Source organism: Aeromonas sp. Prich7-2 (assembly GCF_017939255.1).
Classification (GTDB): domain Bacteria; phylum Pseudomonadota; class Gammaproteobacteria; order Enterobacterales; family Aeromonadaceae; genus Aeromonas; species Aeromonas caviae.
In genome coordinates this window covers 569-14,473 of the sequence record NZ_JAGKRI010000372.1, presented here as the reverse complement: position 1 = coordinate 14,473, position 13,905 = coordinate 569, and the positions used below count along the sequence as shown (strand labels likewise).

General features: G+C 65.9%; 10 protein-coding genes. 2 read left to right on the top strand and 8 right to left on the bottom strand.

Annotated features, from left to right (window positions below; genetic code table 11):
• Positions 1–157 precede the first annotated feature (157 nt).
• Positions 158–559, top strand: a complete 402-nt coding sequence (locus J9892_RS23910; protein ID WP_041211001.1) for a hypothetical protein — start codon at positions 158–160, stop codon at positions 557–559.
• Between the two features lie 15 nt (positions 560–574).
• Here the strand turns inward: J9892_RS23910 and dmeF are convergent, their stop codons facing one another.
• Entirely contained in the window at positions 575–1,516 is a 942-nt protein-coding gene (gene dmeF, locus J9892_RS23905; RefSeq protein WP_043155840.1) for a CDF family Co(II)/Ni(II) efflux transporter DmeF, read from the bottom strand.
• Between the two features lie 71 nt (positions 1,517–1,587).
• Here dmeF and J9892_RS23900 point away from each other — a divergent pair, with 71 nt between their 5' ends.
• Entirely contained in the window at positions 1,588–1,863 is a 276-nt protein-coding gene (locus tag J9892_RS23900) for a metal/formaldehyde-sensitive transcriptional repressor (RefSeq protein ID WP_041210999.1), read from the top strand.
• A gap of 28 nt (positions 1,864–1,891) precedes the next feature.
• On the opposite strand, the gene bcsC is transcribed toward J9892_RS23900, so the two are convergent.
• The 7 genes from bcsC to bcsG are packed head-to-tail and all read right to left on the bottom strand — an operon-like array spanning position 1,892 to position 13,760.
• On the bottom strand, positions 1,892–5,332 hold the full coding sequence (bcsC, locus tag J9892_RS23895) for a cellulose synthase complex outer membrane protein BcsC (protein ID WP_081844103.1): 3,441 nt from the start codon (positions 5,330–5,332) through the stop codon (positions 1,892–1,894).
• The gene (bcsZ, locus tag J9892_RS23890) at positions 5,317–6,426 is read right to left on the bottom strand and encodes a cellulose synthase complex periplasmic endoglucanase BcsZ (protein ID WP_043155839.1); all 1,110 of its coding nucleotides are present in this window, start codon (positions 6,424–6,426) and stop codon (positions 5,317–5,319) included. Before bcsZ ends, bcsC begins: the two co-directional genes overlap by 16 nt.
• Positions 6,427–6,429: 3 nt before the next feature.
• Positions 6,430–8,652 carry a cellulose biosynthesis cyclic di-GMP-binding regulatory protein BcsB gene (bcsB, locus tag J9892_RS23885; protein WP_246876747.1) on the bottom strand — a complete coding sequence of 741 codons (2,223 nt, stop codon included), beginning with the start codon at positions 8,650–8,652 and terminating at the stop codon, positions 6,430–6,432.
• Complete coding sequence (gene bcsA / locus J9892_RS23880; protein ID WP_210539152.1) at positions 8,652–11,219, bottom strand: UDP-forming cellulose synthase catalytic subunit; 2,568 nt, start codon at positions 11,217–11,219, stop codon at positions 8,652–8,654. The genes bcsB and bcsA overlap by 1 nt, the downstream gene beginning before the upstream one ends.
• Positions 11,216–11,878 carry a cellulose biosynthesis protein BcsQ gene (gene bcsQ / locus J9892_RS23875; RefSeq protein ID WP_010672843.1) on the bottom strand — a complete coding sequence of 221 codons (663 nt, stop codon included), beginning with the start codon at positions 11,876–11,878 and terminating at the stop codon, positions 11,216–11,218. Before bcsQ ends, bcsA begins: the two co-directional genes overlap by 4 nt.
• The gene (bcsR, locus tag J9892_RS23870) at positions 11,875–12,099 is read right to left on the bottom strand and encodes a cellulose biosynthesis protein BcsR (protein ID WP_010672842.1); all 225 of its coding nucleotides are present in this window, start codon (positions 12,097–12,099) and stop codon (positions 11,875–11,877) included. Before bcsR ends, bcsQ begins: the two co-directional genes overlap by 4 nt.
• A 14-nt stretch (positions 12,100–12,113) precedes the next feature.
• Complete coding sequence (gene bcsG, locus J9892_RS23865; RefSeq protein ID WP_210539151.1) at positions 12,114–13,760, bottom strand: cellulose biosynthesis protein BcsG; 1,647 nt, start codon at positions 13,758–13,760, stop codon at positions 12,114–12,116.
• Positions 13,761–13,905: the final 145 nt, after the last annotated feature.

Here is a 13,905-nt window from a genome sequence, read left to right as displayed (position 1 = left end):
AGAAGTTGCTTGAGGTACTGGGTTGCATTGATAATAGTCATGGCTTCGGGCGTGTCGGTTTTTTTTTGCGATTAAATCAGATCACAAACGAAGCCTTTTTTCTATCTATTTCAATTGGTTGTAGCTAAAGATCCTGTACATGAGAGGGGGCTTGGTGATGAAACGGATTGAGGAGCAGGCCAGGCGGCTGGACCAGGAGTATCAGGGCATTGCCCAGTTGTTCGATCAGTTCTGCCAGCAGGCCGGCGTGCTCGCCGAACGCTATCACTTCTTCAACTGGCCGGATTATGAAGAGAGCCCGCCCCTCGCCCGCGCCTTCACCCTGCTGGGGGAACCACGGGAGCTGCGGCTGCGCTGTCAACCCGGCGAGGGGGGTTCCCTGAACGGCCTCCTCCAGGTGTGTGGCGAGGAAGGCAAGGTTCACGCCAGCCTGGGCTTTCATGCCGACGGCCACCTGCTGCTGGAGCCGGGCCGCCTGCTCGACGACCCGCCGGGACTGCTGCTGAGGCTGATGCTGGGCTCCCTCTGGCAGGATCAGGGGAGCGAGCCTCCCCGCTGACCCCCGCCAGGGGCGTCAGTCGGCAGACACTTCGATGGTCAGGTGCACCAGCTCCTCGTGGATGGCGAGGCGCTCGCGGATCGCCTGTGCCGGGACCGGGGTCGCCATCTGCAACGACATCGCGGCGGCATACTGCATCTGCCCCACCCGCCAGACGTGCAGATCGCGGATCTCGGCGCCAGGCAGCTCGGCGATCACCTCGCGGATCTCGTCCACCAGCGGCGCATCCATCTCCGCATCCAGCAAGACACGCCCGGTATCACGCAGCAGCCCCCTGGCCCACACCGCCACCAGCACGGCCCCGGCGATGCCCATCAGGGGATCCAGCCAGTCCGCCCCCCACAACATGCCTCCCACCAGCGCCACAATCGCCAGCACCGAGGTGGCCGCGTCCGCCAGCACGTGGAGGTAGGCGGCGCGCAGGTTGAGATCCTGATGGCCGTGGTGGTGATCGTGCGAGTGGTCGTGATGACCGTGATGGTGGTCGTGACCATGGTGATGGCCGTGATCGTCCCTGAGCAGCCAGGCACAGGCCAGATTCACCAGCAGGCCCAGCAGGGCAATGCCGATCGCCTGCTGATAATGGATGGGGCTGGGGTCCAGCAACCTGGCCACCGACTCGAACAGCATCAACCCCGCCACCCCCACCAGCAGCAGGGCGCTACTGAAGCCCCCCAGCACCTCTATCTTCCAGGTACCGAAGCTGAACCTGTGATCCCGCGCGAAGTGGCGGGCAGCGCGATAGGCCAGCACCGAGAGGCCGAGGGCCAGGGCATGGGAGCTCATGTGCCAGCCGTCGGCCAGCAGCGCCATGGAGTTGTAGAACCAGCCGCCACCGATCTCCGCCACCATCATGACGACGGTGAGCAGCACGGCCCAGCGGGTCTTCTGTTCGGCCAGGGGATTCCCTTCGTGGACGACGGGGTGGTGGCAGTGGGATGAGGCGAGGGATGGCATGGATTTCTCCTGAAAACGAGGATGCTATATACTATACCCCAGTATAGTTTTATTGATCGAGAGGATCCTGCATGTCACACACGGTTCACGACAAGAAGAAGCTGCTGGCACGGGTCAGGCGCATCAAGGGGCAGACCGGTGCCCTGGAGATCGCCCTGGAACAGGAAACAGACTGCGCCGCCATCCTGCAGCAGATCGCCGCCATCCGCGGCGCCGTCAACGGCCTGATGCTGGAGGTGCTGGAGGGGCACATGCGCGAGCATCTTGGCGCCGAGGAGGCGACCCATGCCGAGCGGCTGGACGATCTGGATCAGGTGGTGAGGGTACTGCGTTCCTATCTGAAATAAGGGCGCCCGGTGATGACGGGCGCCTCTGTCAGTCGAAGTCCGCGTAGGGGGTGAGAGGCCTTGGCGGCATGTCGAGATCCCCTTGCCAGGGCTTGAAGGTGTAGCGCAGGAACAGGGTGACATGGCTGGGGGCATAGTCATCCGCCTGCTGGATGTCCACCCGGCCACCGATGCGCCAGTGTTCCGTCAGCCTGTGTTCCACCACGCCATTCAGGGTGTAGCCGAATCCACTGCTGCTGCCCCCTTTCACAGGCGCATTTCTGTCTGGCAAACCGGCGGGCAGCAGGCCTTCCAGCGGGTAGCGACGGCTGTCGTCGGTTCGGGCGTAGGACCAGGATCCCGATCCCCCCAGCTCCCATGACCAGTCCGAGGTACGCTGCCGGTAGCTGACCGGCACCGAGAGCGAGAAGTACCCTTGCGGGCTGTAATAACCCCCCTGCCCCAGGGTATAGCCCCCCAGATCCTGCTGGTAGTGCCACAGCATGGTGCTGAGCCCCACGCTGGCACGGCGATGGGTCTCGTTGACGAACTTGTAATAGCCCCCTCCCATGAGCCGGGTGCGCCAGTTGTCGGGCACGTTCTTGCCGGTCAGCAGGTGCTGCTGGGCGCTGCCCCAGAACCCGACGGCCCCTCCCAGATCCCGGCTGAGATCGAGGCGGATCCCGTTCGCCCGCACCCCGCCCCAGCTGATGCCCGTGCCCGGATCCACCGTTCCCCCATAGGAGAGCAGCGAGCTGCTGACGGGCCGACGCGAGAGGGTCATCCCCCACCCCAGCGTGTGCCAGTCACCGGTCAAGGTGGCGCCACCGACCCAGTCCACCACCTCGAAACCGAGGGGCGTGGTCCCCAGATCGAACGCCCAGGCCCCCCGCTGCCAGCCTGCCGCCAGGGTGGTCCCCCGGCTCTGCTGGTGCGCGTCCCCGCGGCAGTCCCTGGCCGCACAGGTACCGAACTGCGCCCGGTAAGGGGAGTCCGGCAGATCTCCGGCATCCATGTCGACCAGTTCAAGGCGGCCGAAAGCGGTACCACCGGCCAGCGGCGTATCCAGTTGCGCCATCTGGGTCAGCGCCCGCAGATCCGAGTAGCCCCCGGTACCGCTGGAGCCCCAGTAATCGCTGTCGAGGGAGAAGGTGGTCTGGCTCTGCCGGTAGTGCCTGTCGAGATCGCTGCGCAGGCCGGATGCCAGCCACCCCTCCCCATCCTGACTGCGGGCCAGCCGGGTCAGCTCGCCCCCCTCCAGATCCTCGCGGGGGGCCAGACCTGCGGCCACCAGCCCCTTGCGATCCCGCACCAGAGCCCCTTCCACATCATGCTCGGCAACGCGCTGACGGGCGGCATCGCGCCAGAACAGCGCCGTCTGCTGGGAGGCCGGTTGCATCGCCACCAGGGGTTCGTAGTCGGTGAAGATGGCGCGGGCTGTCTCGCCCTCTCCCAGCGCCTGATAGAGATTGGCTACCCGGCGGTAGTAGTTGGCCCCCTCCGGGGGCAGCGGGCTGACCGGCCAGGCGGGCAGCCAGTGACGGGCCTTTGCCAGATCGCCCCTGGCCTGGGCCAGTTCGGCCATGCCAAGCCTGGCCTCGGGCTGTTGCGGCGTGCGGGCAAGCACCTCCTGATAGCGCTGCTCCGCCAGTGCATAGGCCCCCCGATCCGTGGACCACTCCGCCAGCATCAGGCTTACCTCTTCATCCGGCTGCAGCGGCTGAAGCAGGCGTTCGGCCCCCTCATCATCCCCGGCCTCGTGACGCGCCCTCGCCCTGGCGAGCACCTCGCCGCGGGCGAGGCGCCGATCCAGCGCATCCATGTCCTGTGTCCAGCCGGACCTAGGGATGGCGGCCAGCACCCCTCTCGCCTCCACCGTCTTGTCCTGCCCCGAGAGATAGAGGGCGGTGGCGTAGCGCAGGGTGGCGTCCTGGGGTCGCGCCGCCAGCCGTTCCCGCAAGAGCCGCTCCCCGCTACCGGCTTCCCCGAGGCGGGCCCGGGTATCGGCCACTCGATAGGCCAGCCACACCTCTTCCGGGGTCAGCGCGAGTGCCTGCTCGCGAAGGCGCAGCGCCGCCGCCACCTTGCCGGCCCGATCGAGCTGATCGGCCTCCTCCTGCAACAGCCCGGCCTTGAGCCGCCGCCCTTCGGCTTGCATCCCGGGGGTGCCCTGCTGCTCCAGCAGGGCCAGGGCACGTGCCGGATCCTGCTCCTTGTAGAGATCGAACAGGCGGGCCAGTGCCCGCTCCCGCGCGCTCCCCATGGCGAGCGCCTTGCGGTAGGCGGACTCCGCGTCGGCATCGCGATGACGGCCACGCTCGCTGTCTCCGAGCCCCAGCCAGGCTTCGGGTTCACGCCCATCCTGGGCGATGGCACGGCGATACAGGGTCGCCGCCTCATCCCACTGCTCCCGTTCCAGGGCGCTGCGCCCCTGGCTCACCAGCAGCCAGTAGCGGTTGGTGGCCAGCAGGCTGCGCCATTTGTCCTTGTCGGTCACCTCGGGGTGTGCCAGCACCCGTTCAAACTGGGCGATGGCCAGCGCTCGCTGATCGTTGCGGGAGTAGGCCTGCCCGAGGGCCCCCATGAGTTCGGGATCCCCCGGGTTGGCAGCCAGGGCACGCTGCAAGCGGGAGATGGAGGCACCACCTCCCGCCGTGCTTGCGAGCGCCGACTGGCGTGCACGATAGGCGGGCGAGGCCCACTTCTCCTCCTGGGCCGCGAGCAGCTGTTCCGCCTTGGTGGTATCCCCTTCGCCAAAGAGCACCATGTACTCCTGCAAGGCAGCGATGCTCCCGGGACCGATGGGCAGGGATTCGATGTCCGCGAGCCAGATCTCGGCGGCCTCGTCCCGCTGATAGGGGTCTCGCGCCATCTCGCGCAACAGGTTCTGTGCCCCCTGGCGCCGACCCTCCGCCAGATAGAGGCGAGCCAGCCCGCCCCGCACTCTGGGCTCACCCGGATATTGCCGGTTGAGTGCCTCCAGGGCCGCCAGCCCCTTCGCTTTCATGGCCGGGATCCGTGTCTGCAACAGGGCATAATCCACCGCCACGTCGAGATTGGGGGGCAAATCACCGGAGAACAGGGAGCGATAGAGACGCTCGGCCTCCTCCAGCCTGCCGGCGCTGGTCAGCAGCCTGGCTTGTTGCAGTTGCTGGCGCCTGGCCGGTTCGTTCAGGGCCAGGTTGGCCATGCCCTGACGATAGAGCGCAGAGTCGGGGTCTTGCTTGCCAAGGCGGGCCAGCAGTGCCCCGGCCTCCTTGACCTTGCCCTGGCGCAGGGCCTGACGGGCCTGGGCTGCCAGCAGCTCCGGATGATCGGGCTCCACCAGGGAGAGGGAATAGAGGCTGTTGCTGACGAGATCTTCCCGCCCACGGGCCTCGCCAATCCTGACCTGCTCCAGCAACCAGGCCACCGGCTGTACCGTCCCTTGCGCCAGGGCTCCGCTCATCAGGCAGGCGAGCAGGCACCCCAGAGTTACTCTGCCTGACATGACTCGCTCCAATCCGGCTGCAGGGTACCGTCGGCGGCAAAGCGATAACGCCCCTGATCCCAGCCTGCGCCGAACAGGGTCAGCACGCTGCCGTAGTAGGCATCCGCATCCAGCCCGTGATCGGAGACCTGCTTGCGCAAGGTGACCTGCGCCGGCAAGCCCCGTGACAGGGGCAGGAGGGCGGCGGCAAAGCCGCTCGGCCCCTTGCCCTGAACCTGACCACTTTGGCTGGAGACCCGCTCGGGCAGATGACCCGATTCGGTCAGCTGCGCCAGCATGGGGGCAAAGTGGGCCACCAGGGAAGCCCTGGCGGGATCCTCCTCGCTCAGCATGCCGAGCCAGAGATAGACGCGGATGGCGTCATAGCCACCGGTGTCGCCCTTGTCCGCCGTCACCTGCCATCCCTTGTCGGCCTGCCAGTCCACCCAGTCCGGGGCAAAGCCACGGGGCGCACTCTCCTGCAACAATTTGGGCAAGAGGGCCCGCATCTCGCCCCAGGGCCCCTTGAAGGAAGCGAATCTGGCCAGCAGTTGTGGGGGCAGATAACTGGGGTTGAGGGTCCAGCGTCCCTCCCCCTCATAGCCTTTCGCCCCGGGCAGCAACACGGGGCCGAGACCCGGCAGCGTGGCGACCTCTTCCCGGGCGATGCGGCGCAGCAACAGGGTGCCGAGGGCAGAGTAGCTGTGGTTGTCCCACAGGCGACCTGCCTCCAGCAGGCTGTAGGCTATCCAGAGATCCGAATCGGACGCGCTGTTCGCGTCCAGCACGCCCCAGTTGCCGTCCTGCTGCCTGCCCCAGAGCCAGGATGGCAGGAAGCCGGTCAGATCCCCGCGGGCGAGCTGCCGCTCCGTCCAGTCGAGCAGGCGGGCAAAGGTCTCCCTGTCATCGTTGACCAGAGCGAAGAAGAGGGCATAGCTCTGGCCTTCCGAGGTGGTGATGCGGCGCCCGTCGGCAGGGTCGATGACCCTGCCCTCTTCGCTGATGTAGTGCTGGCGAAAGTGATCCCACTCCGGCCAGTGGCAGACGGCCTGCGCCGGGAGGGAACAAAGGGCCCAGAGGAGCAGGGCACCACAGACATTTTTCATCTGAGTCATATCTTAATCTTCCTTCAGACGGCGGCGGCTGGCACTGGCAAGCAACACCCGCAGGCCCCAGCCCAGTACCAGCATGCAGAGCAGGGTCAGCCCGGCAAGACGCACCGGATAACGGGCAAACAGTTGCCAGAGACGCTCCCACCACGGCAGGTAGCCCACCTCGTAGCGATCCCCCACCACCAGGCTCTTCACCCCGGATTCCCGGATGATGGCCACCGAGCCCGCCACCTGATCGCGCAGGGTACGGGTCTGCAGAGCCTCATTGAGCAATGTGACCCCCGCCGGTCCATCCGCCAGCAAGGCCACCAGGCTGCGCTGATCATGGGTCGGCGATTGCAGCCCCAGGATGACGGCGATGGCCCGGTTGCCCGTCATGCCCACCCGGGCCTGGGGCTGGCGATCGGCCATGGTGTGCAGCAGATCCCCCTTGTGCTGGCGGGTTGGCTCGTTGACCCAGCTGCGCGTGGATTGCAGCAGGGCGTCGGGAGCCAGATCCCCTCGAAACTCCTCCGGCAGGGTGCCAATGAGCAGGGTATCCCGATCCGCGGTGCGCGCCCGCTCCCAGTCGTCCAGAACCTGCAGGGAGAGCGCCGGATACCCGGTCTCGGCCCCGATGGCACCGACGGCATCGAGCAAGGTGGTGATCTGCCCGGGATGGGGTCTGGCCGGCATGACAATCTGGGTGTCGGCGAGATCCGCCATCCTGCTGAACGGGAAGCCGGCATAGGCGAACGCCTTGAGATCGGGCATCTCGATGAAGTGGCGATAGCCGGTGAAGTCGATGGTGGAGCCCTCGTCGATGCGCACCTGATGGGCTGGCGGCATCACCAGGTCGCAACGGCCATCCTCCGTTCCTCCCATGTATTGCTGGGCATACTCGAACGAGAAGCTCAGGCTGTTGGCCTGGGTGGTCTTGAGCCCGGGCATGCGCAGCGCCATGGTGTCGCCATCGTCGGCAAACCAGAGCGGCAGGGTCAGCAACCGCTCACTCTTGATCTCGCCGGGCTCGAGCGTGAACGACTTCATGAGCTGGCCGTTGACCCCCACATCCAACCGGGAACCGTCGCGCAGGGTGGGCGAGGTGTGTTGATACTTCAGCTCCGTCCTGATGCCGTTCTCCCCCAGCAGATAGAGATCTGGCGGCAGGCGCAGCGTCAGGCTCATGGGCCACAGCGTGCGCCCCGTTGCCTGCAACTGGCCCGGGTACTCCGTCAGTTCATCAAAGCGCATCTTGCGATCCAGTCGCACCCAGTTCGGGGCATCGTAGGGCTGACGCGGGGAGAGCGGCTTCACCTCGTCCACCATGACGCTCTGGCCACGCAGCATGACATCGCCTCGCGCCAGCCCCTGCACCGCCGTCAGCAGGTCCTGCTGATCCCGCCCCAGGATCAGCAGCAGCTTCACATAGGGGTTGTCGGGGGAGCTGATCATGTCGATGGTGGGCCCCTTCACCTCGGGATAGTCCACCAGGAAATCGGGGCGCGCGTCATTGGTGGCAAAGATCACGGCGTTGCGATCCGGCAACTGGTTGATGAGCACAGGGAAATGCTGGCCCCGCCACTGGGCCTTGGTTCCGAACCAGGAGGCCAGCACCGCCGCCGCCTGCTGCTGCTCCGGGGGCACTGAGCCCGTGAACACCATGGGCAGAGTCAGCTTGCCATTGTCCCGCACGTCGAGGAACGGCATGGGGAAGAAGGAGAGCTCGTTGCGCACCGGCAGGGTCTGCAACTGCAGGGTCAGCTTGCTGTCCCGGTTGACGTTGAGCCAGAGGGTATCGCTCGCCGGGTTCTCGCACACTTTCTGATAGTGGCCAACGAAGCTCACCTTGAGGCGGTTGAAATCCTTGGCATAGCGGGGATCCAGCTCGATGCTGGCATGGGTCATCGTCCCCATCTGATCCTGGTTGAGGGCCGTCACCCCCATCAGCTCGTCATTGAGATAGACCTTGACCTGGGAGATGAGCGGCAGCAGGGAGGGCGATGGCGTGAAGTTCAGGTCCAGGGTGGCCCGGGTCACCACCTCGTCCCGCCGCACGGTGAAGTCGGCCAGTCCGTCTGGCGCATTGCCGCGCAGGGAGAGGGTGCCTGGCGATGATGCCATCTGTTCGAAGCTCATCCCCTGGGTGCGCACCGGAGCGGGAACGGGCGGCAGGGGGCCGACGGCCTCGGCGGCGGTCGCACCCTGCGCCATCAGCAGGAGAGGAATAAGGTAGCGTTGTGGTTTCATCATCCTTTCACTGTCTGTGGGGTCGGAGTCCCGGCCCGGAAATCTGGGGAGACGCGACGGGGAACGAAGGAGAGGAGCCAGCGAGCCAGCTTCTCGAGGAGGATACAAACAAAGCCGATGGGTGAGGTACGGGCCAGACGCCAGTAAGCCCCCCAGCCGAGCAGGGTAATGTCGATCAGGCTGTGGAGGGGGCGATCCTTGCCCAGACGCTGCTGCCACAGGGACCAGGTATCGGCCCGGGCGAAGGTGCACTGGATGAACTCGACATGCTGTGCCTGCGCCATGGGCTCCAGCTCCAGTCCCAGCTTGCAGCCGAACACCCGCTGCACCTTGGCGGCGAACGCCTGCTCCCGCTGGTCATGGCGCAGCAGCAACCAGACCCTCTCCTTGTCGGCCAGGGGCAGGGGCGCCTCGAGCAGCACCCCGACCCCCCCGTTGGAGTAATCCCTGACGGTACAGGGGTAGAGGTGACCGTTCGCCAGCCTGATGGCCGCCGGCATCACCATCTCCACCCTGGGGTTGGCACGGACCTGCCGCGACTCGAAGGCCACCGCCAGGGCGCAGCCCAGTATGGTCATGTTGTAGAGGGTCCAGATCATGCTGAGGATCAGGGTCGGCACCTCGTCGGCAGGGCCGGTGCCGATGCGCCAGAGGCCGAACCCCAGCCCGCACAGATTGAGCAGGATCAGCAGCAGATAGGGGCGGGAGACCGACAGATCGAGGAACACCTCCTCCGTCATCCCCCCCTTGGCAGTCACGTTGAACGTCCCCTTGTGAGGTGCAAAGAGCGCCACCGTGGTCGGCCTGGCGATGTACCAGGCCAGCACCGTCTCATAGACCTCGCCCCAGAAGGAGTGGCGCACCTTGCCCTGCAACCGGGAGTTGGTCAGGGCGCTGTGGAAGATGTGCGGCAACATGTAGAGGGCGATGGCCGCCGCCGGGGCATAGATGATGTAGGCGTGCAGGATCAGGAAGGCGAGCGGCGCCGTCAGGAAGATGAGCCTCGGTATGCCCGAGAGAAAGTGCAGCATGGCATTGAAGTAGCACAGCCGCTGCCCCAGCTTGAGCCCCTTGCCGAAGAGGGGGTTGTCCAGACGCAGGATCTGCACCATGCCGCGCGCCCACCGGATGCGCTGACCGATGTGGGCAGAGAGGCTTTCGGTGGCCAGCCCCGCCGCCAGCGGGATCCGGATATAGGCCGAGGTGTAGCCGAGGCGGTGCAGCCGCAGGGAGGTGTGGGCATCCTCGGTGACCGTCTCCACCGCGATGCCGCCGATCTCGTCAAGGGCGGTGCGCTTGATGACGGCGCAGGAGCCGCAGAAGAAGCTGGCATCCCACATGTCGTTGCCATCCTGCACCAGGCCGTAGAAGAGGGCCCCCTCGTTCGGCATCTTGCGAAACCGTTGCAGGTTGTGTTCGAACGGATCGGCGGAGAAGAAGTGGTGGGGGGTCTGGACCACGCCCAGACGGGGATCCCGGTAGAACCAGCCCACCGTCATCTGCAGGAAGGAGCGGGTCGGCAGGTGGTCACAGTCGAAGATAGCGACCAGATCCCCGGTGGCCATCTTGAGGGCGTGATTGATGTTGCCCGCCTTGGCGTGCTCATGGGTCGACCGGGCCACATAGCGGATCCCGGCCTCATCGGCGAAGTCGCGAAACGCCGCCCGCCCCCCGTCGTCAAGCAGCCAGATGGTCAGCTTGTCGGCGGGCCAGTCGAGCCCCATGGCGGCGTAGACAGTCCCCTTCAGGATGGCGAGATCCTCGTTGTAGGTGGGGATCATCAGATCCACGCTGGGCCACTTGGCCGGATCCGCCGGCAGTTGTGCCGGAGGGCGGTGCAGGGGCCATGCGGTCTGCCAGTAGCCGAGCAGCAGCACCAGCCAGGCATAGGTCTCGGCGGCCAGCAGCAGCAGGCCGCAGGTCAGGCTGACGGGGTCGAACCAGTCGAGGGTCGAGGTGTAGCGCCACCAGATGTAGCGGCAGGAGATGGTGAGGGAGAGCACCATCATCATCAGCATGGGATAACGGCCCGGCACGGCCCGCAGGATGAAGGCCATGGCCGCCAGCAGGAGGACGAACACCAGCTGTGCCTGCAGGGTGAACGGCTGGGTGACGCAGAGCAGGGAGAGGCTCCCGGCCACCACGCAGAGCAGCACACTCTTCCAGCGTTCCTCGCGGGGCGTGGCCCTGGCGGCGGCCAGCCCTTTCTCCTCCTGGCGGGCCAGGAAGGCCCCGAGAGCCTGAGTACCCATATGCCAGAGCCGTTGCCAGGAGGCAGGCCAGCGCAGAGGGATGGGCTGTGGGCGACGCACTATCATCCAGAGGCTCTGCAACAGAACGCGCAGGGGATCCCCCACCCGGGGGTGCGTCAGCTGGGGATAGAGCCCCCGGGCATGGCCCAGCACCCATTGCCAACCATGACGCTCGAGGGGGAAGAGAGCCCAGGCCAGCAGCCAGCCCAGGGTCAATGCGGCTGCCCCCGGGCGGGAAGCCCCCCGCTCGCGCAGTGCGCGATAGCGCTGCGAGCACCAGAGGCCCGCAGCCGGCGTCAGCAGCCGCACTCTCATCGGGGCGCCTCCCCCTCTGCCAGACACCAGGTCGCCAGGGCGGCCAGCTCGTGGGCAACCAGACTGGTGGGGGCATAGCGGCCGACCGGCAGCTTGGCGGCCATGGCCTCCGCCATGGCTTCGTCCCTGTGCAGATGAAGATTGAGCAGAGGGAGCCCCCCTGCCAGCCAGAGATCCAGCAGCCCCTGCTGCAGGGCCCGCTGGCTGGAGAACTGGGTCACCAGCAGACGCTCATCGGCCGCCCAGGGGTGGCGGTGAAGCCGCACATGGCAGTTGGCATCCGCATTGACCACCAGCAAGCGCCTGCAGGGGATGACGGGGGCCATGCCCAGGGGCAGATCCAGCAGCACCAGATCATAGCCATCGATCCCCGCCAGCCACTCGGCCGACGCCCCCTCCCCCCCGCCATGGGAGAGCAGATCCAGTCCCTCCTCCCGGCGGTGAAGCGCACCTCGCCACTCCCGCGCCGGCTGGGTCAGCCGGCTCCAGCCTCCCGGATCGTCATGGGGCAGGCCAAGGTGGATGCCAAGCTGGTTGTCCGGGCAGAGATCCACCGCCAGCACCCTTGCCCCCTGCTCATGGGCAGCCTGGGCCAGTCCGGCCACGATGGCGGTGGTCCCCACACCTCCCCGGATCCCCTGCAGGGCGATCACCTTCATGCAGACCTCCCCTCGCCAGTCCCCTCGGGCCCTTTCACTGCCACCTCCGCCAGCAGGGGGAAGCGTGCGCACAAGGCGGCGAGCCGCTCCCTGGCGGCAATATCCTGATAGGAGAGGCTGACACCAAAGGCCTGCTGGACCATGGCCACGTCATTGATCACCGTGCCCTCCACCGGGACGCCGAAGGGGGTCTGCATGTCTGATTGCCGTTCGCTGCGCATCGTCACTTCCGGTCTCATTGGGGATTGGGGACCCAGTCCCCCTGCCCCAGCTTGATGTGGTACTTGCCCTGATATTCGATCACCACCGAGCCCTGGTTCTCGGACACCGACGGGGTCTGCGGCAGATCGCCCAGCAGGGCATCCCAATCAATGGTCTCGCTCCCGAACACATCCTTCCCCACCAGCCTGGAGACCAGTTCTGATACCGCCAGGAAGCTGCTGGGGGTGTCCACGTTGCGGGTCGCCTCGTGGGGCGCCTTGGTACCGAGCAGGGCAACCCCCACCGGCACCAGGGTGATGCTCGGGCTGGGAATGTCCCGCAGCCCGGCCATCTGCATCTTGTCGCCGGTGAGAGCGGCGCCGTGCTCAGGCACCATCACCACGGCCACCTTGCGGCCGGATTGCTCCAGCGTCGTCATGAAGTCGTCCAGCTGATCCAGCAGGGTCTTGAGCCTCTCCTTGTAGGGCGCTATCTGGCGGCTCGCCACATAACGGTTGCCATCGTGCAGGGCGATGAGGTTGAAGAAGGTGACGTTGCGTGCCGCCTGACTCTGTGTCCGCTCGTTCAGCCAGCGGCCGAACAGGGCATCCCCGCGATAGATGGGCTCGCCATCGAAGGAGGCGAGATCATGGGCCAGCCCCTTCTTGTCCATGGGGGTCACATCCAGCCCGGCATACTGCTGCAGGCCGGTCAGGTAATTGCCAAAATCCCCCGAGTGATCCATGGCCACCTGTTTGGCAAAGCCGAGCTGGGCAAGGTTCTCGAACAGCAGACACTGCTTCGGCGCCGTCACATAGAGCCCCTGGTGGCTGGTCTGCCCGCAACTGGCCCGCAGCAGGCGAATGGAGCTTGGGCCGCTGTAGGAGGTGGCGGAGTTGAAGCGGTTGAAGCGAATGTCGAAGTGGGACCAGACCGGATGCCCGCTCAGGCCGCTCGCCTCCACGTCATGCCAGGCCAGGGAGCAGACATTGATGATGAGCACATCGAAGGGGGTCGCCTGGGCTGGCAGGCTCTCCGGGAAGTGCACCAGTCTCTCCTGCTCCTCCCGATAGAAGCCATCGAGATAGGCGTTGAGGTTCTCGTTGGTCGGCGGGGCACTCTGGTCAAGCTGCTCCTCCATGGGCAGCACTGAGGGGCGGGTCTCCTCCCGGGGCGTGTTCAGGGCGTGCTCGCTCGCCCCCTTGCTGCTCGCGAAGGGATTGCTCACCTGGGGCGAGACCCAGAGCCAGAGCAGCGCCAGCAGGATCCAGGGGGTGAAGCGCAACCACTGGGCGATGAACAGATAGAGCGTCAGCAGCACGAACCCCGCGCCGACCATCTCCCAATTGATGAAACGCCCGAGCAACTCCGCCCAGTAATCCAGGGTGAAGGAGAAGACCTGGCTGCCCTGGGCACGAATGCTCTCTATCCCCGGCAACCAGGTATCGTGATAGAAGATCCCCGCCCCCACCGGCAACGCCAGCCAGTGCCGCGCACGGCGCCACCCGGCCCTTGGCAGGGGAAAGATCAGGAAGGCGGCAAACACCAGGTTGATCAGGGGATGGAAGTTGAGATATCCCCCCCAGAGCAGGGCGAACTTGGCAAGAAAATAGACATTCCAGCCACCCAGGCCGTGCCAGTCCAGCCAGGGGGAATCGGCATCAGAAACATGTCGGGTCATCGGCGATGAGTCACCTGTTATCGTGGGCCCCCCGAAGGGGCCGGGCACACTGCAATGGTTGTCAAAAGAATAGCCTGACTATTATGCAACTATTTCTTTCCTGATTACCCATGATTAACAGTCAGTTACCACGAACTATACTGAA

Excerpts from the sequence above, each read along its gene's own strand:
- J9892_RS23910 (WP_041211001.1), top strand. The coding sequence starts at position 158 with ATGAAACGGATTGAGGAGCAGGCCAGGCGGCTGGACCAGGAGTATCAG.
- dmeF (WP_043155840.1), bottom strand. The coding sequence starts at position 1,516 with ATGCCATCCCTCGCCTCATCCCACTGCCACCACCCCGTCGTCCACGAA.
- J9892_RS23900 (WP_041210999.1), top strand. The coding sequence starts at position 1,588 with ATGTCACACACGGTTCACGACAAGAAGAAGCTGCTGGCACGGGTCAGG.
- bcsC (WP_081844103.1), bottom strand. The coding sequence starts at position 5,332 with ATGTCAGGCAGAGTAACTCTGGGGTGCCTGCTCGCCTGCCTGATGAGC.
- bcsZ (WP_043155839.1), bottom strand. The coding sequence starts at position 6,426 with ATGACTCAGATGAAAAATGTCTGTGGTGCCCTGCTCCTCTGGGCCCTT.
- bcsB (WP_246876747.1), bottom strand. The coding sequence starts at position 8,652 with ATGAAACCACAACGCTACCTTATTCCTCTCCTGCTGATGGCGCAGGGT.
- bcsA (WP_210539152.1), bottom strand. The coding sequence starts at position 11,219 with ATGAGAGTGCGGCTGCTGACGCCGGCTGCGGGCCTCTGGTGCTCGCAG.
- bcsQ (WP_010672843.1), bottom strand. The coding sequence starts at position 11,878 with ATGAAGGTGATCGCCCTGCAGGGGATCCGGGGAGGTGTGGGGACCACC.
- bcsR (WP_010672842.1), bottom strand. The coding sequence starts at position 12,099 with ATGCGCAGCGAACGGCAATCAGACATGCAGACCCCCTTCGGCGTCCCG.
- bcsG (WP_210539151.1), bottom strand. The coding sequence starts at position 13,760 with ATGACCCGACATGTTTCTGATGCCGATTCCCCCTGGCTGGACTGGCAC.